Raw genomic sequence first — 23,363 nt, forward strand, 5'->3', positions numbered from 1 at the left:
CGCCTCTTTGTGCCGTTTTGGGTCAGGTCCACGGTGTCGCAAAAGGAAGGGAATTTGCCTTCCGCGCCTGCTAGCGGTAAGGCACGCAAAACAGGCCGGAGACGACAGTGACATCGAGGGTAGAGAAGGCGGCGATTCGCAACGAGCGGCTGGCGCTGCGCGACGCGATGACGCCGCAGGCGCGCATCGAGGGCAGTCTTGCCATGGTGGAGCATGCCGGTGACCGGCTGGAATTCGATCCCGGCACGGTCATCTCGGGCTTCTGGCCGATCCGCTCGGAGGCCGACATCCGTCCGCTGATGGCGCATTTGCGCACGCGCGGTGCACGGCTCTGCCTGCCGGTGGTGCTTGATCGCGAGACCATCATCTTCCGCGAACTCGTCGTCGGGGCGCCGGTGGTCAAGACGGGGTTCGGCACGACGGGACCGGGGGACGAGGCCGCCGTGCTCGAACCGGATATCCTGCTCGTGCCGCTTTCGGCCTTCGATCGGGCAGGGCATCGCATCGGTTATGGCGCCGGGCACTACGACCGCGCCATTGACCGCCTGAAGGCGAAAGGTCGCACGCCGAAACTCATCGGCATTGCCTTCGACTGCCAGGAAGTGGCATCAGTACCCGCGGAGCCGCATGACGTCGCGCTGGACGCGATCCTCACCGAGAGCGGCTTCCGTTTGTTCCAACCGGTTTCGTAAGGCAGTCAGATGCGGTTTCTTTTTCTGGGCGACATGGTGGGCAAGACCGGGCGGACCGCCGTCTGGGAGCGCCTGCCGGGGCTGATCGGCGATTTCAAGCTGGATTTCGTCGTCGTCAACGGGGAGAACGCAGCCGGCGGTTTTGGCATTACCGAGGATATCTTTCTCCAGACGATCAATGCCGGCGCGGATGTCGTGACGACGGGCAACCATGTCTGGGACCAGAAGGAAGCCGTCGGCTTCGCCGGCCGGCACGACCAGTTCCTGCGCCCCGCCAATTACCCTGCTGGCACCCCCGGCCGCGGCGCCAATCTCTTCATCGCCCGCAACGGCGCGCGCGTGCTCGTCGCCAACATCATGGGCCGCGTTTTCATGCATCCGGAGCTGGACGATCCCTTTAACGCGGGCGAGGCGATCCTCGCCTCCTGCCCGCTTGGCGAGCAGGCCGATGCCGTGATCTTCGATTTCCACGCCGAGGCGACGAGCGAAAAGCAATGTTTCGGCCATTTCGTCGATGGCCGCGCCAGCGTCGTCGTCGGCACGCACACCCATGTGCCGACGGCCGATTGCCAGATTCTGAACGGCGGCACCGCCTATATGTCGGATGCCGGCATGTGCGGCGACTACGATTCCTCGCTCGGCATGGACAAGGAAGAGCCGCTCAACCGTTTCATCTCGAAAATGCCGAAAAGCCGCTTCGAGGCGGCCTCCGGTCCGGCGACGATCTGCGGCCTGGCGGTCGAGATTTCCGACCGCACGGGGCTTGCCGAAAAGGTCGCGCCGCTCCGGCTCGGCCCGCGTCTGGCCGAGGCTTTGCCGGAGTTCTGGCGCTAGCTTTTCTGCTCAGACCATGTGGCGCAGGTGATCGGCGGAACCGCCGCTCAGATTGAGATGCGTCTTCACGCCGACATCCGGCTCTTCCTCGGGGTTGAAGTTCGCCTTGGCGATCTCCCAGCCGAATTTCAGCTTGCTGCCGGTCGAGGCCCAGATTTCGACGTCCTCGATCTCCAGCGCCAGCATGGTCAGCCGCGGATCGTCCTTGCCGTGGTCGAACCACGCCTCGACGACCGAGCTCCAGTATTCATCGACCTTTGCGGGATCCTTGCGCACCATGATCCGGCCGGCGATGCAGGCATGGTAATCGTGATCCTTGCCGACGACGCAAAAATGCGCGCGGGCGCCCGGCACGCAGGCATCGACGATATCGGCATCCGTCTTGGTGAAGAACCAGATGGTCGCGGTCTGCCGGTCGAGTTGCGGCGCCATCGGCTGCATGTGCATATGGCTGCCTTCGACGCCCAGCATGCCGGCGTGAATGCGGTCGATCTCGTCGAAAAGCTGTTCCTTGGGATTTTCACGGGCACGGGTGAGATTGGACATGGCTATTCCTCTCAAGCGTTGGAGTTGATGGACGGGGAACGTGAGGGCGCAAACAAGGTTCCAGCGAAAGCGCTCAACCGATCGTGATCGCTGGGGCGGCAGGCCGCCTCTCTTGCCGAAGTGGTCGGCGGTTTCTATTGTCGGCAGTGCCTGATCCGGAGTTCCCGATGCGTTTTCCCCTTGCCGCCTGCGCCGTCCTGCTTTCATCCACCGCCGCCTTTGCGGCAAGCGCGCCGACGCCCAGCGGTCCCGGAGCCGATAAGGGAAAGCCGAGCCAGAAGGAAACGCAGCCCGTCGAAAAGGCACCTGTCCGCTCACTTGGCGTCGCACAAACCTTTGTCATGCCCTCGGGCAACATTGCCTGCATCTACATCCCGGAAGGCGGGACCGATGTGTATGAGCCCGCTGATGGCGGGCCGGAGCTTTCGTGTGACCGCATGGAGCCGAAATATGTGCGCGCGACGCTTGGGCGCAGCGGCAAGGCGGTGATCCTGTCCGATGTCGGCGATCAGGGCTGCTGCGGCGGTGACCGGACCGTCGATTATGGCGAGACCTGGTCGGCGGGGCCCTTCACCTGCCATTCGGAACGGACGGGGCTGACCTGCGAGCGCGACGACGGCCATTCCTTCCTGCTCAGTCGTGCCCGCATTCGCGCCGATTGAAGCCGCTGGACGCCGCGCGACAATGAAATTATAAGGCGGCATTCCAAAAATCGGGGCAGCAAGCTGGCGCGTTCCCGCGCTCGGCATGTCCCATGAACTGAACGGCGACCCGACGCGGAGCGCCAAAAACGAGACAGGGGTGCCATGGCTGGCCATTCACAGTTCAAGAATATCATGCACCGCAAGGGAAAACAGGATTCCGTGCGGTCGAAAATGTTCTCCAAGCTCGCTCGTGAAATCACGGTTGCGGCCAAGACCGGTCTGCCCGACCCGGCCATGAATGCCCGCCTGCGTCTGGCGATCCAGAACGCCAAGGCGCAGTCCATGCCGAAGGACAATATCGAGCGTGCCGTCAAGAAGGCCTCCGGCGTCGATGGCGAGAACTACGAAGAAATCCGCTACGAGGGCTATGGTCCCGGCGGCGTCGCGGTCATCGTCGAGGCGCTGACCGACAACCGCAACCGCACCGCGTCCTCCGTCCGCTCGACCTTCTCCAAGGCTGGCGGCGCGCTCGGTGAAACCGGTTCGGTGTCCTTCTCCTTCGACCGCGTCGGCGAGATCACCTACAAGCTGTCGGTCGGCTCCGCCGATGCCGTCATGGAAGCCGCCATCGATGCCGGCGCTGAAGACGTGACGACGGATGAGGACGGCCACACGATCATCTGCGGCTTCGAGGATATCGGCGAGGTCTCCAAGGCGCTGGAAGACAAGCTCGGTGAAGCTGAGACCGTCAAGGCGATCTGGAAGGCACAGAACACTGTGCCGGTCGATGAGGAAAAGGCCCAATCGCTGATGAAGCTCATCGACACGCTTGAGGACGACGACGACGTGCAGAACGTCTATGCGAACTTCGAAGTCTCCGACGAAGTGATGGCCAAGCTTTCGGCCTGATCGATCGGATCACCTGAATTGAAAAGGCCGGACGTCCCGTGGGCGCCCGGCCTTTTTCGTTCATGCGGCGAGCGAGAGGCTCTGCTGCGCTTCGGCAAAGAGCCGCACGGATTTCAACCGGGCCTCCATGTCGTAGATCGGCATGGAGACGATCAGTTCGTCGGCCTTGGTGAGGTCGAGGAAATCGGCGATGCGGGTCCGGATCGTCTGCGGCCCGCCGACCACGGCATATTGCAGCGTATGTTCGACCATGATGCGCTCCTGCTCGTTCCAGAAGGCACTCATGTCATCGACCGGCGGCGGGAAGGCATCCGGCGTGCCGCGGCGCAGGCGCACGAAGGATTGCTGCATGGAGGTGAAGATGTGGTTCGCCTCCGCATCCGTATCGGCGGCTGCCCCCATCACGCCGACCATGGCATGCGGCCTGTCGAGATAGTGCGAGGGGGTGAAGCGCTCGCGGTAGATTTCCAGCGCCGAGAGCAGCATATCAGGCGCGAAATGCGAGGCGAAGGCGAAGGGCAGACCGAGCATGCCGGCCAGATGTGCCGAATAATGGCTGGAGCCGAGCAGCCAGACCGGCACGTTGCTGTTGGCTCCGGGAACGGCGAGCACCTTCTGCTGCGGGCTCGGCGGCCCCATCAGCTGCATCAGCTCGATGACATCCTGCGGGAAGTTTTCGGCGCCGCTGTCGAGATTGCGGCGCAGCGCCTGGGCGGTGCGCATGTCGGTGCCTGGCGCGCGGCCGAGGCCGAGATCGATGCGATCGGGGAAGAGCGCTGCCAGCGTGCCGAACTGCTCGGCGATGACCAGCGGTGAATGGTTCGGCAACATGATGCCGCCGGAGCCGACGCGGATTTTTTCCGTGCCATCAGCGACATGCTGGATGACGAGGGACGTGGCGGCACTGGCGATGCCGCGCATGCCGTGATGCTCGGCAAGCCAGAAGCGCTTGTAGCCAAAAGCTTCCGCTTCCTGCGCGAGGCGGCGGGAATTGGCCAGCGACTGGGCGACGGTGCCGCCTTCGATGACCGGGGATAGGTCGAGAATGGAGAAGGGCACCATGGGAGCGGCCTCTGTAAGGTAATTTGATCGTCCTCCCATGTAGGTTCAGTTTTGTGAAATCCAAGAAAGCCGCAACGGGTTTTCTCGCGTCGCTGTCGATGTTTTTGTTTTGTTCACATTTCGCTGGCAGGGTCGGCTGGACGGGGCTAGGATTTTTGCATGCAGGAAACGATTCGCATCATCGGCATCGACCCGGGGCTTCGCCGCACCGGCTGGGGCATCATCGAGACGCTCGGCAATTCGTTGCGCTTCGTCGCCTCGGGCACCGTGACCTCTGATGGCGACATGGATCTCGCCTCGCGGCTCTGCCAGTTGCATGACGGTCTTGCCGATATCGTGCACGGCTATCAACCACAGGAAGCGGCGGTCGAGCAGACCTTCGTCAACAAGGATGCGACCGCAACGCTGAAGCTCGGCCAGGCCCGCGGCATCGCCATGCTGGTACCCGCCCGCGCCGGCCTGCGTGTGGCCGAATATGCGCCGAATGCCGTCAAGAAGGCGGTCATCGGTGTCGGTCACGGCGAGAAGCAGCAGATCCACATGATGCTGAAGGTGCTGATGCCGAAGGCGACCTTCGTGGGCAACGACGCTGCCGATGCGCTCGCCATCGCCATCTGCCACGCCCACAACCGCCAGGGCCTCTCCGGCCGCCTCGCCAAGCTCGCTGGCTGATTTGTTCTTGACTTGTTCCGGTCGCGGCGATAAGTAATACCGCAGAGGTATTACCATGCGTGTGACGGAAAAAGGTCAGGTGACGATTCCCAAATCCATTCGGGACCGGCTTGGTATCGAGCCGGGCTCGGAGGTCGATTTCGTCGTTTCCGACGAGGGCGTGATGCTGGTCAAGGTCGGTGACGGCAAGGCGGATTTCGACGATTTCGAGGCCTGGGCGGCGAGCGTCAAGGGAACGTGGAATCTCGATGGCATGACGCCGGACGAATATTTCGAATGGCTGCGAGGGCCGCGTGATGACCTCGACCCTCGTTGATACGAATGTGCTGATCGACATGCTGGGGCCGGATCGGCCGCAGCGGGCCTGGTCCTTCGCTGCACTTAAGCGGTGCCTGGAAGAGGGAGAATTGGTCCTCAATTCCATCGTCTGGTCCGAGCTTGCGACGTCGCCGCTTAGTGAACTCGAGCTGAATCTGGCTTTCGGCTGGCTGCGCATGCGGCGCGAGGCTTTGTCCTATGAAGCGGCTTTTGCCGCCGGCAAGGCGCATTACGCCTATCGGCGGGCAGGCGGGCTGCGCGAGCGGACACTTCCGGACTTCCTCGTCGGCGCGCATGCCGCAGCGCGCTCCCATCGCCTCCTTACCCGCGATGCTGCCCGTTATCGCAGCTATTTCCCCGCTCTCGACATCATCTCTCCCGAAACCCATCCCTGACGGACACCCATCATGATCGGCAAACTCAAAGGCACCATCGACGAGATCGGCGACGACCATGTGGTGCTGGATGTGCATGGGGTCGGCTATGTCGCCCATTGTTCGGCGCGCACGCTCGGCAAGCTCGGCTCGGCCGGCGAGGCGGCGGTGCTGTTCATCGAGACCTATGTGCGCGAGGACCAGTTCCGCCTGTTCGGCTTCCTGACGGCGCTGGAGCGGGAATGGTTCCGGCTGTTGCAGAGCGTGCAGGGCGTCGGCTCCAAGGTGGCGCTCGCCGTGCTCTCGACGCTGACGCCGGGGGAACTGGCCAATGCCATCGCGTTGCAGGACAAGACGGCGGTGTCGCGGGCGCCTGGTGTCGGGCCCAAGGTCGCCGTGCGCATCATGACGGAACTGCGCAACAAGGCGCCGGCCTTTGCGGGTGAGGCGGCTGCATCCATCGGGCTCAAGCAGGAGCTTGGCGAAGGCGTGGCCTCCGCACCGGTTTCCGATGCCGTCTCGGCGCTGACCAATCTCGGCTATTCGCGCGATCAGGCGGCCAATGCCATCGCGGCGGCGCTGAAGAACGGCGGGGAGGGGGCTGACAGCGCCAAGCTCATCCGCCTCGGCCTCAAGGAATTGTCGCGGTGAGGCAGTTGCCTTCCTGGGCCGGGAATGGGATTAGGGCGCGATGAGCGACGAGAACAGACTGCTTGCGCCGGAAAAGCGCGGCGAGGACATCGATACAGCGCTGCGGCCGCAGACGCTGGACGATTTCACCGGCCAGGCGGAAGCCCGCGCCAACCTCAAGATCTTCATCGAGGCGGCGAAGAACCGCGGTGAAGCGCTCGACCATGTGCTCTTCGTCGGCCCGCCCGGTCTCGGCAAGACGACGCTCGCCCAGATCATGGCCAAGGAACTCGGCGTCAATTTCCGCTCGACCTCGGGCCCTGTTATCGCCAAGGCCGGCGATCTCGCGGCGCTGCTCACCAATCTCGAAGAGCGCGACGTGCTCTTCATCGACGAAATCCATCGCCTCAATCCGGCCGTCGAGGAAATCCTCTATCCGGCCATGGAGGATTTCCAGCTCGACCTGATCATCGGCGAAGGCCCTGCCGCGCGTTCGGTGAAGATCGACCTGTCGAAGTTCACGCTCGTCGCCGCCACCACCCGTCTCGGCCTGCTCACCACGCCGCTGCGCGACCGTTTCGGCATTCCGGTGCGGCTGAATTTCTACACCGTCGAGGAGCTGGAATCGATCGTGCGCCGCGGCGCGCGGCTGATGGGGCTAGGCATGACGGATGAAGGTGCGCGCGAGATTGCGCGGCGCGCGCGCGGTACGCCGCGTATCGCGGGACGGCTTCTGCGCCGGGTGCGGGATTTCGCCGAAGTGGCGCGGGCCGAAGCGGTGACGCAGAAGATCGCCGACGAGGCGCTGACGCGGCTGCTCGTCGACAATATGGGCCTAGACCAGCTCGACCGGCGCTATCTCTCGATGATCGCACACAATTTCGGTGGCGGCCCCGTCGGCATCGAGACGATCGCGGCGGGCCTGTCCGAGCCGCGCGATGCGATCGAGGACATTATCGAGCCCTATATGATCCAGCAGGGCTTCATTCAGCGCACGCCGCGCGGCCGCGTGCTGACGGTGAATGCCTGGAAGCATATGGGGCTGACGCCGCCGAAGGATTTGGAAGCGACGCAGTTCCGCCTGAGCCTCGAGGATGAGTGAGCCGGGCCGGCATATGATCCGGATCGACCGCAAGCCGCAGCTCTTCAGCTTTCGCGTGGCGGGCCTGATCTTCCGCGACGGTTACGTGCTCGCCCAGCGCGGCGCGAAGGACGACTACTGGGCGCTGCCGGGCGGGCGGGCGGAAATCGGCGAAAGCTCGGAAGAAACGGTTCTGCGCGAAATGCGTGAGGAGCTGGATCGGCCGGTGCGCATCGAGCGGCTTTTGTGGACGGTCGAGAACTTCTTCAGCTATGAGGGGTATGCCGCGCACGAACTCGGCTTCTACTATCTGCTTTCGCTGGAAGAGCCGTTCCCGTTCCACGAAACAGATGTCGTTCACCGGGTCGAAGACGGTGTCGAAGTGGAGTTCCGCTGGCTGCGGGCGACGCCCGCGGCACTTGCCGGGCATCTCCTGAAGCCGCAGTTCATCGCGGACCGCATCGAAACCCTCCCGGCCGTGGGCGAACATCTCATCGTCCGTGAAGGCCTGCCGAAGGAAGCTCTCCCTTGACCGATCTGCCCCATCTCCTCTCCGGCGAGTTGACTGAAGCCGGCCACCGGCTCGTGCAGCGGGTCTATTACGAGGACACGGATTTTTCCGGCGTCGTCTATCATGCCCGCTACCTGCATTTCCTCGAGCGTGGCCGGACGGACTATCTGCGCCTGCTCGGCGTGGAGCAGGGCAGCCTCGTTCTGGAAGAGGACCGCGAGGGGCTGGTCTTCGTCGTGCACCGCATGGAGATCGACTTCAAGGCGCCTGCGCGCATGGACGATATCCTGACCATTCAGACTGCCACCGAGAAGGCGGGCGGGGCGAAGATGATCCTCAGCCAGGAAATCCGCCGGGGCGAGCAATTGCTGATCGCCGCCCGCGTCATCATCGCGGTCATCAATTCCGCCGGCCGGCCGCGCCGTCTGCCGGAAGGATTGGCCGAGCGGTTTCTTGCCTAGGCGCAAGACGTGTCCGGCGCGCCTTCGCGGTAACACTCCCTTAACCATAATGATGTCTTACTCGGTTCGTGAGGATTTTGTGCACTGCACGTCATCCTTTAACCAAAATTGCCGTGAAGAAGGCAGGTTGTAAGCGTTTGACCGGCATGGCAGCCGGCGGCATCAACCGGACATTCTTGACGGATATGCGAAGCGGATGGGGCAAAACTCCACGAGCGACGTTCGTTCTGTGAATGCCGATGCGGCTCGACCTCCCAGGAGACCGCACGGCGTGAATGTGACCCGGTTCGAGCCGTTAGCGCCCGTGCCGGGTGTTTGGATTCGGGGACATAGGTCTATGGAACAAGTGGGTTTGGAAGCGGCTGCGAATGTTTCCCTCTGGGGTCTCTTCATGCAGGCCGGATTCATCGTGAAGCTGGTCATGCTCGGCCTTCTTGCCGCGTCCGTCTGGACCTGGGCCATCGTCGTCGACAAGGCGGTGAGCTACGGCAAGGCGCGTCGCCAGCTCGACAGCTTCGAGCAGGTCTTCTGGTCGGGCCAGTCGCTGGAGGAGCTTTACCGCACGCTCTCCGACCGCCAGACCTCGGGCATGAGCGCCATCTTCGTGGCGGCGATGCGCGAATGGAAGAAGAGTTTCGAGCGCGGCGCGCGCTCGCCGATCGGCCTGCAGATGCGTATCGACCGGGCGATGGACGTGACGCTGTCGCGCGAATCCGAAACGCTGGAAGCGCGCCTCGGGTCGCTTGCCACCATCGGCTCGGCCGCGCCCTTCGTCGGTCTCTTCGGTACCGTCGTCGGTATCATGACGTCGTTCCAGGCGATCGCCGGCTCCAAGCAGACCAGCCTTGCGGTCGTGGCGCCGGGTATCGCCGAGGCGCTTCTCGCCACCGCAATCGGCCTCGTCGCCGCAATTCCGGCGGTTATCGCCTACAACAAGTTCTCCGCCGATGCCGGCAAGCTGACGGCGCGCATGGAAGGTTTCGCGGACGAATTCTCCGCCATCCTCTCGCGCCAGATCGACGAGAAGCTGCAGCCGCGCGCCGCGGCGCAGTGATCGGCTAGAACAGACGGAGACGACGCCAATGGGCATGTCAGTCGGTGCAAAGAATTCGGGCGGCGGGCGCCGCCGCCGCGGGGGCGGCAAGAAGGCCCCGATCAGCGAGATCAACGTGACGCCGATGGTCGACGTCATGCTCGTGCTGCTCATCATCTTCATGGTCGCGGCCCCGCTGATGACCGTCGGCGTGCCGCTCGACCTGCCGAAGACGCAGGCCAAGGCGCTGAACGCCGATACCCAGCCGATCACCGTCTCGGTCAAGGCCGACGGCCAGGTCTTCCTGCAGGAAACCGCCATCCCGATCGAGGAAGTGGCTGCCAAGCTGCAAGCCGTGGCGACGACCGGCTATACCGAGCGCATCTTCGTGCGCGGCGACGGCAATGCGCCTTACGGCATCATCGCCGACGTCATGTCGCGCATCCAGGCCGGTGGCTTCACCAATATCGGTCTCGTCACCGAGCAGAAACCGGACAGGTAATCGCACGCCATGAAGGGCAGCCTTGCCACATCCGCCGTGCTTCACGCCCTGGTTCTGACCTGGGCGCTGGTTGCACTCGGCAGTCCCGAAAGTTTCGACGTCGCCGATGTCGAGGCGCTGCCGGTCGATATCGTGTCGATCGAGGAGCTGACCGAACTTCAGCAGGGCGAGAAGACGGCCGAGCTGAAGGAAAAGGCTGCACCCATTCCGACCAAGAGGGAAACATCCGTCGAGAATGCGGAAAATGCCGGTGACAACAAAGTCGACTTGAAGAATCTGCCGACGCCGGAGGAAAAGCCGCGCGACATCGAGACGGCCGCTGCGCCGGAAAAGGCCGAGAAGGCCGTGCAGACGCCGGATACCAAGCCTGTTGAGGACGTAAAGCAGGAACAGCCTGCGAGTGAACCCACGACAGAAGTCGCAGCAGTTGCCGAGAAGAAGCAGGACGTCAAGCCGGATCCGAAGCCCGAGGCGACACCATCCGAAGAGAAGCCGACGGTCGATCCGGAAGCCGAAGCGCTGCCGGACAAGATCCCGCTTCCGGAGATGAAGCCGAAGCTCGAGACCAAAAAGACCGAGACCGCGGAAAAGCCGGCCGAGAAGAAGGTGGAGACGGCTAAGGCCGAGACTGCCAAGACGCCCGACCGTAAGAAAGACGAGAAGAAGAAGCAGGAAAAAGCAAGCTCGACGAACGAAACCGAATTCAACTCGGACGAGATTTCGGCACTTCTCAACAAGGAAAAGGCAGCCGGTGGCGGCGCCAAGAGTTCGAAGCAAGAGGCTGCACTCGGTGTCAAAAAACCGTCGACGGGCGCCAAGCTTTCGATGAGCGAGATGGACGCGCTGCGCGGCCAGATCCAGAACAACTGGTCGATCATTCCCGGCATGGCCGACGCGTCCGACGTGCGCATCAAGGTGACGATGCAGCTCGATCAGAACGGCGACATTATCGGCGAGCCGGAAGTGACCGCGACGGGCGGTTCGGAATCCGCCCGCCGTGCGCTTGCCGGTGGCGCCCGCCGCGCCATCATGAAATCGCGGCCCTTCAAGGGGCTGCCGCCTGAAAAATATGACGCCTGGAGCGAAGTTGTCGTGAACTTCGACCCCAGCCAGATGATGTAAGAACTAGGAAGGCCTAGAAAAGATGTTCAGACGCACTCTCCTCCGTATGCTGGTCGTTCTGACCGGCCTCGCGGCTTTCCTGCCGCAGGCCTGGGCGGTCGTGGAAATCAACATCAACAAGGGTAATGTCGAACCGTTGCCGATCGCGGTGACGGACTTCATCGCCAGCGGTGACCTCGGCCAGCGCATCAGCGATGTGGTTGCGGCAGACTTGAAGCGGTCCGGCCTTTTCGCGCCCGTCAACAAGCAGGCCTTCATCGAGAAGATCTCCAATCCCGATCAGGCGCCGCGTTTCGAGGACTGGAAGGTCATCAACGCGCAGGCTCTTGTCACTGGTCGCGTGACGCAGGAAGGCGACGGCCGCCTGCGCGCCGAATTCCGCCTCTGGGACACCTTTGCCGGCCAGCAGCTGACGGGTCAGCAATTCTACACGCAGCCGGAAAACTGGCGCCGCGTGGCCCATATCATCGCCGATGCCATCTATGAGCGCCTGACCGGTGAAAAGGGCTACTTCGATACCCGCATCGTCTATGTCGCCGAAAGCGGCCCGAAGACGGCCCGCAAGCGTCAGCTCGCCATCATGGACCAGGATGGCTTCAACGCCCGCGCGTTGACCAACTCCAACGAGCTGGTGCTCACGCCGCGCTTCTCGCCGAACCGCCAGGAAATCACCTATATGTCCTTCGAGGGCAACCAGCCGCGCGTCTATCTGCTCCAGCTGGAGACCGGACAGCGCGAAGTGGTCGGCAACTTTCCGGGCATGACCTTCTCGCCGCGTTTCTCGCCGGATGGTCAGAAGGTCATCATGAGCCTGCAGCAGGAAGGCAATTCCAACATTTACACGATGGACCTGCGCTCGCGCACCACGACCCGTCTCACCTCGACGGCGGCCATCGACACGTCGCCGTCCTACTCGCCTGATGGTTCGCAGATCGTCTTCGAGAGCGACCGTGGCGGCAAGCCGCAGCTCTATGTGATGGGTGCGGACGGCTCCGGCCAGCGCCGCATCTCCTTCGGCGATGGTTCCTATTCCACGCCGGTCTGGTCTCCGCGCGGCGACCTCATCGCCTTCACCAAGCAGTCGGGCGGCAAGTTCTCGATCGGCGTGATGAAGACGGACGGCTCGGGCGAACGCATCCTGACCTCGGGCTTTCACAATGAAGGCCCGACCTGGGCGCCGAACGGCCGCGTGCTGATGTTCTTCCGCCAGGGTGCGGGTGCCGGCGGTCCGCAGATCTATTCGATCGACCTTTCCGGCTACAACGAGCAGCCGGTGCAGACGAAGGGCTTCGCCTCCGACCCGGCCTGGTCGCCGCTTCTGGAATAGCATGTCACATATACGGCGGGTCTGCCGCGTTCTTGCCGCAAAGTCCTGTAAATCAGGCTTCACGGCGAGACGCGGCAGACCCGTTTTCGCATGACGTCCATCGCGCAGGCGCGACATGAAATCGTGGCGGGGTGGGTGAGGAAAAGAGAATGCGAGGGGCCGGGGACGGTCTTACAAGCAATCGTTAACCATAATCGTTGAGTGCGGATTAACCGACTGCGGTTACAGTCTGGCAACCCTGATTGAAAACCGTGCTTCAACGAACTTGACGCAAAAACTGATGCAAGGAGACCGGCTCATGAGCCGCATTCATTCCCCGGCCGCTGGCCGTATGCAGACCATCGCCCGCAACCCGGTGATGATCGCGCTCGTCATGACGCTGGCCGTCGCAGGCTGCGCCTCCAAGAAGAACCTGCCGAACAGCGCCGGCGACCTCGGCCTCAACGGCGGTGCCGGTGCCGCGACCCCGGGCTCGCAGCAGGACTTCACCGTCAATGTCGGCGACCGCATCTTCTTCGACACCGACTCATCGTCGGTCCGTGCAGACGCCGCCGCGACGCTCGACCGTCAGGCCCAGTGGCTGCAGCAGTATCCGAACTACGCCATCACGGTCGAAGGCCATGCCGACGAACGCGGCACGCGTGAATACAACCTCGCGCTCGGTGCACGTCGCGCTGCCGCGACCCGCCAGTACCTCGCGTCGCGCGGAGTTCCGGCAAACCGCATGAAGACGATCTCCTACGGCAAGGAAAAGCCGGTCGCCGTCTGCGACGACATTTCCTGCTGGTCGCAGAACCGCCGCGCCGTCACCGTTCTCGGTGGCGCGGGCATGTAATTCCTCGAAACGAGGAACGCGTGGAAAGGCGGCCCATCGGCCGCCTTTCTTTTTTCAACACACTTTGGCCGAACTCCGTTGCTTTTTAAGTGCATTTGGAAAACTCTTGCGCCTGCGCTTCGGCGTGTAACGGCACCAACAGGACGAACATAGATGAAGAAACTTGTCGCGGCAGGCGTTTTCAGTCTCGCAGCGGTAGCAGGCATGGTCGGGCCGATCAGCGCATCGCCGCTCTCGACGCTGACGAATGGCTTCCTGCCGGCGCAGAACGAGCGCGCGGCGAAGGGCAACGTGGTTCTGGCGCAGGCCATGGACCCGCGTGTCGGTGAGCTCGAAGAGCAGATCCGCACCCTCAACGGCCGGATCGAGGAAATGAGCTACCAGCTTCTGCAGATGCAGGAACAGCTCCGCAAGACGCAGGAAGACAACGAATACCGCTTCCAGGACCTGGAAAGCGGCAAGGGCGGCGCCAAAGGCAAGAGCGGCGCGCTCGACAAACCGGTGGATGGCGGCACGGCCGACCAGCAGACCGCAACGAACCAGGTTCCGGCGGATGATACCGCCGGAACCGACAGCCAGAGTGCTTCCAATGGCGGCACGGGCGCGCAGCCGCAGGAACTGGGCTCGATCCGCTTCGACGAAAACGGCAACCCGATCGGTGCGGCCAACAATCCCGACCTCGACAACCAAAGTGCTGCAATCGGCAACGACAACAGTCTGCCGGGCGTCGATGGCGGCAACAATCTGCCTGCGGCATCCGAATCGTCCACCGCATCGCTCGACAATCCCGACGATCTCTACAATGTCGCCTATGGCCATGTGCTGACCGGCGACTACCAGATGGCCGAGCGCGAGTTCCGCGACTATCTCGACATCTTCCCGAAGGGCGAGAAGGCGGCGGATGCCAATTTCTGGATGGGTGAAGCCCAGTATTCCCAAGGCAACTACAACGACGCGGCCAAGACCTTCCTGAACGCGCACCAGACCTTCAGCAAGTCGAAGAAGGCGCCGGAAATGCTGCTGAAGCTCGGCATGTCGCTCGCTGCCCTCGACAACCGCGAGACGGCCTGCGCGACGCTGCGCGAAGTCGGCAAGCGCTACCCGAACGCCTCCAAGGCTGTGAAGGGCAAGGTCGCGTCCGAACAGAGCCGCCTGTCCTGCTGATTGCGGACGAACACCAGGCCGTGGCCCGCGCGGAACAGTCCGTCGTCGCGGCAGCCGGCCATCTCCTAGACAGTTTCAAGCGCCCGGCGCGTCTGCTGATCGCCATTTCTGGCGGCAGCGATTCGACCGGGCTCTTCGTGGCGCTCGCGACGCTTTGCGCTACCGGGCGCTATCCCGGTATCAGCCTTGTCGCCTGTACCATCGACCACGCACTTCGCCAGGACTCTTCCGAAGAGGCTGCGGCTGTCGCGGCACTCTGCGCCCGATATGGTATTCCTCACATCACACGCCGGTGGGATGGCGATAAACCCGAAACCGGCCTTCAGGCGGCGGCGCGCGACAAGCGATATGACTTGCTGGTGGAGGCCGCGACCGAAGCGGGTGCCGATGCGGTCCTGTCTGCTCACACGCGTGACGACCAGAACGAGACCGTCGCCATGCGCGCCGAGCGGTCGGCCGAGGGCGTGGGACTGTCAGGCATGGCGGATGCCGTGTTGCTGCAAGGCTCGATCTGGCTGCTGCGGCCGTTTCTTTCCGTGGATCGGGGCGATATCCGGGCTTTCCTTGCCGCACGCGGCGAAACGTGGATCGACGATCCGAGCAACCTCAATCCTCGTTTCGAGCGGGTGCGCATTCGCCAGCGGGAAGGACGGGCGGAGCGCGGCCGTGAGGCGGGTGACAGGTTGGCCTTGTCTGAGAGGGCCGCGGCGTTTTTGGCACGGAACGTGGTCAGGGACGATGCGGCCTTCGTGCTGGATGCGGGTTCAATCGACATCGCTCTGAGTGATCCCGCCGCCTGGCGCGGCCTGCTGATGCTCGCCGCCATGATCGGCGGACGCATTCACATGCTGGAAACGGCATCGGCCGAGCGCCTGCGCATCTTTTTCGCCAGCGGCAGACTGTCGCGGCTTACTGCCGGCCGCGTGGTGTTCGACCGGCGGCGGGATGGGCTTTCTCTCTATCGCGAGTGCCGTGGCATCGAGACCATGACAGTGCAGGCGGGGGCATCGGCAGTTTGGGACGGGCGCTATCACGTGACCAATACCGCGCATCAGGCGATCGTCATCCGTGCCGCCGGCAATGAGGCGAATGACGAAGGGGAGGGGCGTCGTGGGCCTGCTCTGCGCGCGCTCAAAGCCATGCCACGCCTGAAATTCGAGGATGGGGCGACGGTGGCCGACGACACGGGCTTCATTCAAGCCGTCGTTGCGCCCTATCGGCTGTTCCTGCCGCGTTTCGACCTGCCGCTTGCCAATGCGCTGGCGGCCATTCTGGGCAATCCGGCTTTTCCGTCTCCGCCGAACGAATGAAGGCGCCGGCCTGCGCGTTGTGCTAGGATACCGCCGGATGTGGACGAGAGGCGTTGGAGATAGCGTTTCTCGTTGACGATAGCGTGAGAAATGCCCGTGGCCCGTGCGCTTTGCCTTGGCAAGGCCGCATGGCGACCCTATGTTAGGCGCTAAAGAAGCGGCCGGGAGACCTCGGCCGGGAAGGTACCTGGAACGTTCGATGAATCCCAATTTTCGCAACTTCGCCCTGTGGGCGATCATCGCCCTCCTGCTGATCGCTCTGTTCAGCATGTTCCAGACGAGCCCGGCGCAGACCGGCTCGCGGGAAATCCCCTATTCGCAGTTCCTCAAGGAGGTCGACTCGAGCCGGGTGAAGGAAGTGGTGATCACCGGCGAAAAGATCGTCGGCAGCTATGTCGAGACCGGCGCGACCTTCCAGACCTATGCGCCGGCGGGCGACAACTCGCTCGTCCAGCGTCTTGAGGCCAAGAATGTCGTCGTCAGCGCGCGTCCGGAAACGGATGGCTCCTCCGGCTTCCTGAGCTATATCGGTACGCTGCTGCCCATGCTGCTGATCCTCGGCGTCTGGCTGTTCTTCATGCGCCAGATGCAGGGCGGCTCGCGCGGCGCGATGGGCTTTGGCAAGTCCAAGGCCAAGCTTCTGACCGAAGCACATGGCCGCGTCACCTTCGCCGATGTCGCCGGCGTCGATGAGGCCAAGCAGGACCTGGAGGAAATCGTCGAATTCCTGCGCGATCCGCAAAAATTCCAGCGGCTCGGCGGTCGCATTCCGCGCGGCGTGCTGCTGGTCGGCCCGCCCGGTACCGGTAAGACTCTACTCGCACGCTCCGTTGCTGGCGAAGCCAATGTGCCGTTCTTCACGATCTCCGGTTCGGACTTCGTCGAAATGTTCGTCGGCGTCGGTGCCAGCCGCGTGCGCGACATGTTCGAGCAGGCCAAGAAGAACGCGCCCTGCATCATCTTCATCGACGAAATCGACGCCGTCGGTCGTCACCGTGGCGCCGGTCTCGGCGGCGGCAATGACGAACGCGAGCAGACGCTGAACCAGCTCCTCGTGGAGATGGACGGCTTCGAAGCGAACGAAGGCATCATCCTGATCGCCGCGACCAACCGTCCCGACGTTCTTGACCCCGCGCTCTTGCGTCCCGGCCGCTTCGACCGCCAGGTCGTCGTGCCGAACCCCGATATCGTCGGCCGCGAGCGCATCCTCAAGGTTCACGTGCGCAACGTGCCGCTGGCGCCGAATGTCGACCTCAAGGTTCTCGCCCGCGGGACGCCGGGCTTCTCCGGTGCTGATCTCATGAACCTCGTCAACGAATCTGCCCTGATGGCCGCGCGCCGTAACAAGCGCCTCGTCACCATGCAGGAATTCGAGGACGCCAAGGACAAGATCATGATGGGCGCGGAGCGCCGCTCCTCGGCCATGACCGAGGCGGAAAAGAAGCTCACCGCCTATCACGAGGCCGGCCATGCCATCGTGGCGCTCAAGGTTCCGCTCGCCGATCCCCTGCACAAGGCGACGATCATTCCGCGCGGTCGTGCGCTCGGCATGGTCATGCAGCTTCCCGAGGGCGATCGCTATTCGATGAGCTACAAGTGGATGGTCTCGCGCCTCGCCATCATGATGGGCGGCCGCGTTGCCGAAGAAATCACCTTCGGCAAGGACAACATCACCTCCGGTGCCTCCTCGGATATCGAGCAGGCGACGAAGCTTGCCCGCGCCATGGTCACGCAATGGGGCTTCTCCGATCAGCTCGGCCAGGTCGCCTATGGCGAAAACCAGCAGGAGGTCTTCCTCGGTCATTCGGTTGCGCAGCAGAAGAATGTCTCGGAAGCCACCGCGCAGAAGATCGACAACGAAATCCGCCGCCTGATCGACGAGGCCTATTCCGAGGCCAAGCGCATCATCACCGAGCAGAACCACGAGTTCGTGGCGCTCGCCGAAGGCCTGCTCGAATACGAAACGCTGACGGGCGATGAGATCAAGGCGCTCATCCGCGGCGAGAAGCCGGCGCGCGATCTTGGTGACGACACGCCGCCCAGCCGTGGTTCCGCCGTTCCGAAGGCCGGCCACAAGAAGGGTGGCGAGGCGGAAGGCGGGCTCGAGCCGCAGCCGCAATAATCATCCGCAAGGATTGAAGGACGGCCGGAAAGACGTTCCGGCCGTTTTCCTTTGGTAACGGGCTGTAATCATTTCTGATCTGCGGGCAGATGCTATTTCCGCGCTTTTATGGCAAAGAAAAAACGCCGCCCGGCGCGATTAGGTTAAGGCAGGTTACGGATCTAAAGTATTTCGTCCATTAGCGGCTTGATGTATAACGCCGTTAGGCTTGGTGCACAGACACCTTGCAGCCGGGCGCAGCAGAGAGTGCCGCCAGGGCCGGCGATTTTCAGGAGCACATATGAAACGTCGTTATTTCGGCACGGATGGTATCCGGGGGAAAGCCAACACCTTCCCCATGACGCCTGATCTCGCCATGCGCGTCGGCATCGCCGTCGGCACCATTTTCCGCCGCGGCGCGCATCGCCATCGCGTGGTCATCGGCAAAGATACGCGCCTCTCCGGCTATATGCTGGAAAACGCCATGGTCGCCGGCTTTACCGCGGCCGGCATCGATGCCTTCGTTCTGGGCCCGATCCCGACGCCGGCGGTGGCCATGCTGACGCGTTCGCTGCGTGCGGATATCGGCGTGATGATCTCGGCCTCGCACAACCCGTTTTACGACAACGGCATCAAGCTTTTCGGCCCCGACGGCTACAAGCTCTCCGACGAGATCGAGATGGAGATCGAGGAGCTGCTCGAAAAAGACCTCATGGCCCAGCTCGCCAATTCGGCGGAAATCGGCCGTGCCAAGCGTATCGACGGCGTGCATGACCGCTATATCGAACATGCCAAGCGCACGCTGCCGCGCGACGTCACGCTGCAGGGCTTGCGCGTGGCCATCGATTGCGCCAACGGTGCCGCCTATCGCGTGGCTCCGGCCGCGCTCTGGGAACTCGGCGCCGACGTCGTGACGATCGGCAACGAGCCCGACGGTCTCAACATCAATCTCGAATGCGGCTCGACCCATCCCGAGACCTTGCAGCGCAAGGTGCATGAAGTGCGGGCCGATATCGGCATCGCGCTCGATGGTGACGCGGACCGTGTGCAGATCATCGACGAGACCGGCAAGATCATCGACGGCGACCAGCTGATGGCGGTGATTGCCGAAAGCTGGGCGGCTGACGGTCTCCTGCGCGGCAACGGCCTCGTTGCGACCGTCATGTCCAATCTCGGCCTGGAACGCTTCCTGACCGACAAGGGCCTCGGCCTCGAGCGCACCAAGGTCGGTGATCGCTATGTCGTCGAATACATGCGCAACCATGATTACAATGTTGGCGGCGAGCAGTCCGGCCATATCGTTCTCTCCGATTTCGGCACGACGGGTGACGGCCTTGTCGCCGCCCTCCAGGTGCTCGCCTGCGTCAAGCGTAGCGGCAAGACGGTGAGCGAAGTTTGCAACCGCTTCGAGCCGGTGCCGCAGGTGCTGAAGAATGTCCGTATCAAGGCCGGCAAGCCGCTGGAAGATGCAGTTGTTCGCCAGGCAATTGCCGATGCGGAAAGCGAGCTCGCAAAGAATGGCCGCCTGCTGATCCGCCCGTCCGGCACCGAACCGCTGATCCGTGTGATGGCCGAAGGCGACGATCGCGGCCAGGTGGAGCGTATCGTCGACGAATTGGTGAATGTCATCGGCTCGGTGCGCAGCGCCGCCTGATTTCGCTATACCCAGATTTTTCTGAAGGGGCCGGTGCTTTGCGCCGGCCTTTTCTTTGTGTCGCAAGTTTCCGGTGGAATTATGGCGCCGCTGCCGTGGCTTTTATTTAAATTTTACCAAGCCCGTGAACGCTTGTTAATGAATACGGTAAATCTTTGTAGTTAATCGGCCCTTAACCTTTCCTCTCCATTATCCAGTCCTGATCGAGGGACTTGGGGACCGGCGCACCGGCCGCGCCAAGTTGAAAGCCTATTGGAGCAAGGCCATGAGGAAAGTTTTGAGTGGCGTCGTCGCCGTCCTGCTGACGGGCTCGTCGGCCTATGCGGCCGACATCTATCAGCCTGATGTCATTGAAGCACCGGTTCAGGAAGCCGTCGTCGAGACGGGCGGCTGGTATCTGCGCGGCGATATGGGCTGGGCCTATAACAAGAGCCGTGGCGCGAAATATTTCCAGGGCTCGAACGGCAGCGTCCGTGAATTCGACTCCACGCGCCTCAAGAGCGGCTTCACGCTCGGCGGCGGTGTCGGTTATCAGATCAACGACCACTTCCGTACGGATGTGACGCTCGACTATATGTTCAAGTCCGGTTTCCGTGGCTCGACCTCCGGCAGCTGCGGCGTGTCGACGAGCTGCACCTCCACCGACGTGGCGTCCCTGACGGCGCTCAGCCTGCTGGCCAACGCCTATGTCGATATCGGCCATTACGGCGTGTTCACGCCCTATGTCGGTGCCGGTATCGGCGGCACCTATGTCCGCTGGGACAACCTGAAGAACACCTCGTGCGAGGACGGCGACCCGACGAACTGCGACCCGACCTTCGTTCACCGCGGCAAGAAGAACTGGCGCTTTACCTACGCCCTCATGGCCGGTACGGCGATCGACGTGACCTGCAACCTGAAGGCCGATGTGGGTTACCGTTTCCGTCACGTCACCAAGGGTGGCATGTTCGGCTACAACGAGGGCGGCGGTCCGGGCTACGACAAGGGCTTCTACAGCCACGAAGCGCGCGCCGGTCTGCGCTACTCCTTCAACGGTTGCGACCAGCAGGCCTATATCCCGCCGGCGGAAATCCCGATCGAGCAGCCGGTTTACAAATAATCCCTTCGCGGGACAGACAGCCAAGGCCGCCCTTCGGGGCGGCCTTTCGCGTTTCGAGGTTTCTTTTCGATTGCCCTGACTTCGGGCACTTAACCGTTTTTTCATTCCTTAACAGCTATGGTTAATCAACGGTATAAGGCAGCAACGTCCTCGTTTGCGCCCAGGCCGACCGCAACCGCCGGCATGTCCGGGCTCAGGGGGATCGAAGCCATGTTTCGACGTATCGCACCGCTTGGTATCGCCGTTTTCGCCGGCCTTTTGGCAACGGGCGCGTTTGCGAGCGATCTCGATATCATCAATGCGCCGGAGATCGACGTATCAGGCAGCGCCGTCTCCGAAGGCTGGTATCTGCGCGGCGATCTCGGCTATTCCGGCTGGATGAAGGGCGGCAAGCCGGATTACAAGACGTTCTCCTCCGGTGGTGTGACCGCGCAGGAGAGCTTTGACAGCGCGCGCTTCTCCAAGCCCTTTTCCTACGGTGCGGGCGTCGGCTACCAGTTCAACAATTTCCTGCGCACCGACCTGACGACCGACTTCTTCAACGGCACGCTCAGTGGCGGCTCGAATGTCGCCCGGCGTTGCAGCGCGAGCGAACCGGTGGGAACGAGCTGCAGCTACAGCCATGAGGCCGACTACAGCGCGACCAACATCATGGCCAACGGCTATATCGATCTCGGCACCTATGCTGGCTTTACGCCCTATCTGGGCGCGGGCGCGGGCGTAACCTACGTGCGCTGGGACGACACGACCTTCAACCCCTATTGCGAAAACGGCACCGGCACCTGCTCGGGCACGGACTATCTCAAGGATAAGGCGGAGGGCGAGGATAGCTGGCGCTTCACCTATGCGCTGATGGCCGGTGCCTCGGTGGATCTGACCAACCGCATCAAGCTCGACGTCGGCTACCGCTATTCCGACACGGCTGGCGGCAAGATGTTCAAATATCGCCCGGCGGAACAGAACCTCGGTGCGAGCGGCACGAAGGGCCGCGACGACGGCTTCCAGAAGCACGAAATCCGCGCCGGCATCCGCATCACCACCTGGTAATCTATCGTTATTCGATCTGTTCAACGGCGCGTCGGGCAACCGGCGCGCCGTTTCCATTGCGCCGGATTATTTTTCGTTCGCGACATATTCCTCTTGACGGAAAAGCGGCTCTCCCATATTCACGGCGGCGGGACACCCTTCCCCAACGAAGGGCTATCTATCTGGAAGGATAGCGATCATGACGAAGACCGTCACCGCGCCGGACGTGCGTCCGAACAACACCCATTTTTCTTCTGGCCCGTGCTCGAAGCGCCCCAACTGGTCGCTCGAAGCGCTTTCCGATGCCCCGCTCGGTCGTTCGCACCGCGCCAAGATCGGCAAGACCAAGCTCAAGCAGGCCATCGATCTCACCCGTGAAGTCCTCGAAGTCCCGGCGGATTACCGCATCGGCATCGTGCCCGCTTCCGATACCGGCGCCGTCGAAATGGCATTGTGGTCGCTGCTCGGCCCGCGCGGCGTCGACATGGTTGCCTGGGAAAGCTTCGGTTCGGGCTGGGTATCGGATGTCGTCAAGGAGCTGAAGCTCCCCGACGTCAGAAAGATCACCGCCGATTACGGCCTTCTCCCCGACCTTTCCACGATTGATTTCGACCGTGACGTGGTCTTCACCTGGAACGGCACGACCTCGGGCGTGCGCGTCGCCAATGCCGATTTCATCCCTGCCGATCGCAAGGGCCTGACGATCTGCGATGCGACCTCGGCTGCGTTTGCCCAGAACCTCGATTTCGCCAAGCTCGATGTCGTCACCTTCTCCTGGCAGAAGGTTCTCGGCGGCGAGGGCGCGCATGGCGTCATCATCCTGTCGCCGCGTGCCGTCGAGCGTCTGGAAAGCTATACGCCTTCCTGGCCGATGCCGAAGATCTTCCGCATGACCAAGGGCGGCAAGATCATCGAAGGCATCTTCCAGGGCGAGACCATCAATACGCCCTCCATGCTCTGCGTCGAGGACTATATCGATGCGCTGCTCTGGGCGCAGCAGGTCGGTGGCCTCAAGGGTCTGATGGCCCGCGCCGATGCCAATGCCAAGGTCATCTTCGATTTCATCGAAAACAACGACTGGATCGCCAACCTTGCCAAGGACCCGGCGACCCGCTCGAACACTTCGGTGTGCCTGACGATTGCCGACAAGCAAGTGCTGGCGCTCGATGCCGACGCCCAGGCTGCTTTCGCCAAGGGCCTCGTGTCCCTTCTCGACAAGCAGGGTGTCGCCTATGACATCGGCGCCTACCGCGATGCCCCCTCGGGTCTGCGCATCTGGGCCGGCGCCACCATCGACACCGCCGATCTGGAAGCGCTGATGCCCTGGTTGACCTGGGCCTTCGAGACCCAGAAGGCGACGCTTTCCAAGGCTGCGGCCTGATTTTTCGCGACCGGCTTCGTCCTTCGGGCGAAGCCACCTTTGATCTCATTTTCCCTGTTTCATTGAAGGAGGCCT

The 23,363-nt window shown here is 62.8% G+C and carries 25 protein-coding genes; 23 read left to right on the plus strand and 2 right to left on the minus strand.

All coding sequences use genetic code 11. From position 1 onward, the window contains the following. The first annotated feature begins 107 nt into the window (after positions 1-107). The gene (locus ACOZK4_RS00475) at positions 108-692 is read left to right on the plus strand and encodes a 5-formyltetrahydrofolate cyclo-ligase (RefSeq protein WP_421589869.1); all 585 of its coding nucleotides are present in this window, start codon (positions 108-110) and stop codon (positions 690-692) included. A gap of 9 nt (positions 693-701) precedes the next feature. Further along, the gene (locus ACOZK4_RS00480) at positions 702-1,526 is read left to right on the plus strand and encodes a TIGR00282 family metallophosphoesterase (RefSeq protein WP_421589870.1); all 825 of its coding nucleotides are present in this window, start codon (positions 702-704) and stop codon (positions 1,524-1,526) included. 9 nt (positions 1,527-1,535) lie between these two features. Here the strand turns inward: ACOZK4_RS00480 and ACOZK4_RS00485 are convergent, their stop codons facing one another. Next, complete coding sequence (locus ACOZK4_RS00485; RefSeq protein WP_313522024.1) at positions 1,536-2,072, minus strand: pyridoxamine 5'-phosphate oxidase family protein; 537 nt, start codon at positions 2,070-2,072, stop codon at positions 1,536-1,538. Positions 2,073-2,239: 167 nt separating this feature from the next. Between ACOZK4_RS00485 and ACOZK4_RS00490 the strand changes: the two genes are divergently transcribed. Further along, on the plus strand, positions 2,240-2,734 hold the full coding sequence (locus tag ACOZK4_RS00490) for a hypothetical protein (RefSeq protein WP_313522026.1): 495 nt from the start codon (positions 2,240-2,242) through the stop codon (positions 2,732-2,734). Positions 2,735-2,878: 144 nt separating this feature from the next. Next, positions 2,879-3,625 (plus strand): YebC/PmpR family DNA-binding transcriptional regulator, encoded by a 747-nt coding sequence (locus ACOZK4_RS00495; protein WP_313522028.1) that lies wholly within the window; start codon positions 2,879-2,881, stop codon positions 3,623-3,625. 60 nt (positions 3,626-3,685) lie between these two features. Here ACOZK4_RS00495 and ACOZK4_RS00500 read toward each other — a convergent pair whose 3' ends face one another. Then, positions 3,686-4,687, minus strand: coding sequence for an LLM class flavin-dependent oxidoreductase (locus ACOZK4_RS00500; protein ID WP_421589871.1), 1,002 nt, complete (start codon positions 4,685-4,687; stop codon positions 3,686-3,688). Between the two features lie 159 nt (positions 4,688-4,846). Between ACOZK4_RS00500 and ruvC the strand changes: the two genes are divergently transcribed. The 19 genes from ruvC to ACOZK4_RS00595 all read left to right on the plus strand — a co-directional run bounded on the left by ruvC (position 4,847) and on the right by ACOZK4_RS00595 (position 23,288). After that, the gene (gene ruvC, locus ACOZK4_RS00505) at positions 4,847-5,359 is read left to right on the plus strand and encodes a crossover junction endodeoxyribonuclease RuvC (protein WP_421589872.1); all 513 of its coding nucleotides are present in this window, start codon (positions 4,847-4,849) and stop codon (positions 5,357-5,359) included. 55 nt (positions 5,360-5,414) lie between these two features. After that, positions 5,415-5,675 carry an AbrB/MazE/SpoVT family DNA-binding domain-containing protein gene (locus ACOZK4_RS00510; protein WP_421589873.1) on the plus strand — a complete coding sequence of 87 codons (261 nt, stop codon included), beginning with the start codon at positions 5,415-5,417 and terminating at the stop codon, positions 5,673-5,675. Beyond that, positions 5,656-6,072: a type II toxin-antitoxin system VapC family toxin gene (locus ACOZK4_RS00515; RefSeq protein WP_199564185.1), complete on the plus strand. Its 417-nt coding sequence runs from the start codon at positions 5,656-5,658 to the stop codon at positions 6,070-6,072. Before ACOZK4_RS00510 ends, ACOZK4_RS00515 begins: the two co-directional genes overlap by 20 nt. A 12-nt stretch (positions 6,073-6,084) precedes the next feature. Then, positions 6,085-6,702, plus strand: a complete 618-nt coding sequence (gene ruvA, locus ACOZK4_RS00520) for a Holliday junction branch migration protein RuvA (protein ID WP_117370504.1) — start codon at positions 6,085-6,087, stop codon at positions 6,700-6,702. 40 nt (positions 6,703-6,742) lie between these two features. Next, positions 6,743-7,783, plus strand: a complete 1,041-nt coding sequence (gene ruvB, locus ACOZK4_RS00525; protein ID WP_313522037.1) for a Holliday junction branch migration DNA helicase RuvB — start codon at positions 6,743-6,745, stop codon at positions 7,781-7,783. Positions 7,784-7,796: 13 nt separating this feature from the next. Then, on the plus strand, positions 7,797-8,294 hold the full coding sequence (locus ACOZK4_RS00530; RefSeq protein ID WP_421589874.1) for an NUDIX hydrolase: 498 nt from the start codon (positions 7,797-7,799) through the stop codon (positions 8,292-8,294). A 5-nt stretch (positions 8,295-8,299) separates the two neighbouring features. After that, complete coding sequence (ybgC, locus tag ACOZK4_RS00535) at positions 8,300-8,734, plus strand: tol-pal system-associated acyl-CoA thioesterase (protein WP_421589948.1); 435 nt, start codon at positions 8,300-8,302, stop codon at positions 8,732-8,734. A gap of 337 nt (positions 8,735-9,071) precedes the next feature. Next, positions 9,072-9,788, plus strand: coding sequence for a protein TolQ (gene tolQ / locus ACOZK4_RS00540; protein WP_117370501.1), 717 nt, complete (start codon positions 9,072-9,074; stop codon positions 9,786-9,788). A 28-nt stretch (positions 9,789-9,816) separates the two neighbouring features. After that, the gene (gene tolR, locus ACOZK4_RS00545) at positions 9,817-10,269 is read left to right on the plus strand and encodes a protein TolR (RefSeq protein WP_421589875.1); all 453 of its coding nucleotides are present in this window, start codon (positions 9,817-9,819) and stop codon (positions 10,267-10,269) included. A gap of 9 nt (positions 10,270-10,278) precedes the next feature. Beyond that, positions 10,279-11,391, plus strand: coding sequence for a cell envelope integrity protein TolA (locus ACOZK4_RS00550; RefSeq protein ID WP_421589876.1), 1,113 nt, complete (start codon positions 10,279-10,281; stop codon positions 11,389-11,391). A 22-nt stretch (positions 11,392-11,413) separates the two neighbouring features. Then, the gene (tolB, locus tag ACOZK4_RS00555) at positions 11,414-12,718 is read left to right on the plus strand and encodes a Tol-Pal system beta propeller repeat protein TolB (protein WP_313522047.1); all 1,305 of its coding nucleotides are present in this window, start codon (positions 11,414-11,416) and stop codon (positions 12,716-12,718) included. Positions 12,719-13,016: 298 nt separating this feature from the next. Beyond that, positions 13,017-13,553, plus strand: a complete 537-nt coding sequence (gene pal, locus ACOZK4_RS00560; protein ID WP_421589877.1) for a peptidoglycan-associated lipoprotein Pal — start codon at positions 13,017-13,019, stop codon at positions 13,551-13,553. 153 nt (positions 13,554-13,706) lie between these two features. Next, on the plus strand, positions 13,707-14,717 hold the full coding sequence (ybgF, locus tag ACOZK4_RS00565) for a tol-pal system protein YbgF (RefSeq protein ID WP_421589878.1): 1,011 nt from the start codon (positions 13,707-13,709) through the stop codon (positions 14,715-14,717). 20 nt (positions 14,718-14,737) lie between these two features. Next, the gene (gene tilS, locus ACOZK4_RS00570; protein ID WP_421589879.1) at positions 14,738-16,027 is read left to right on the plus strand and encodes a tRNA lysidine(34) synthetase TilS; all 1,290 of its coding nucleotides are present in this window, start codon (positions 14,738-14,740) and stop codon (positions 16,025-16,027) included. A gap of 199 nt (positions 16,028-16,226) precedes the next feature. Then, the gene (gene ftsH / locus ACOZK4_RS00575) at positions 16,227-18,149 is read left to right on the plus strand and encodes an ATP-dependent zinc metalloprotease FtsH (protein ID WP_313522055.1); all 1,923 of its coding nucleotides are present in this window, start codon (positions 16,227-16,229) and stop codon (positions 18,147-18,149) included. A 280-nt stretch (positions 18,150-18,429) separates the two neighbouring features. Continuing rightward, on the plus strand, positions 18,430-19,782 hold the full coding sequence (glmM, locus tag ACOZK4_RS00580; protein ID WP_421589880.1) for a phosphoglucosamine mutase: 1,353 nt from the start codon (positions 18,430-18,432) through the stop codon (positions 19,780-19,782). Positions 19,783-20,047: 265 nt separating this feature from the next. Beyond that, a complete protein-coding gene (locus ACOZK4_RS00585; RefSeq protein WP_421589881.1) occupies positions 20,048-20,881 on the plus strand; it encodes an outer membrane protein in 834 nt (277 codons plus the stop codon). Positions 20,882-21,091: 210 nt separating this feature from the next. After that, complete coding sequence (locus ACOZK4_RS00590) at positions 21,092-21,928, plus strand: outer membrane protein (protein WP_421589882.1); 837 nt, start codon at positions 21,092-21,094, stop codon at positions 21,926-21,928. 178 nt (positions 21,929-22,106) lie between these two features. After that, on the plus strand, positions 22,107-23,288 hold the full coding sequence (locus ACOZK4_RS00595; RefSeq protein WP_421589883.1) for a phosphoserine transaminase: 1,182 nt from the start codon (positions 22,107-22,109) through the stop codon (positions 23,286-23,288). Positions 23,289-23,363: the final 75 nt, after the last annotated feature.

Source organism: Shinella sp. M27 (assembly GCF_049199905.1).
Lineage (GTDB): Bacteria > Pseudomonadota > Alphaproteobacteria > Rhizobiales > Rhizobiaceae > Shinella.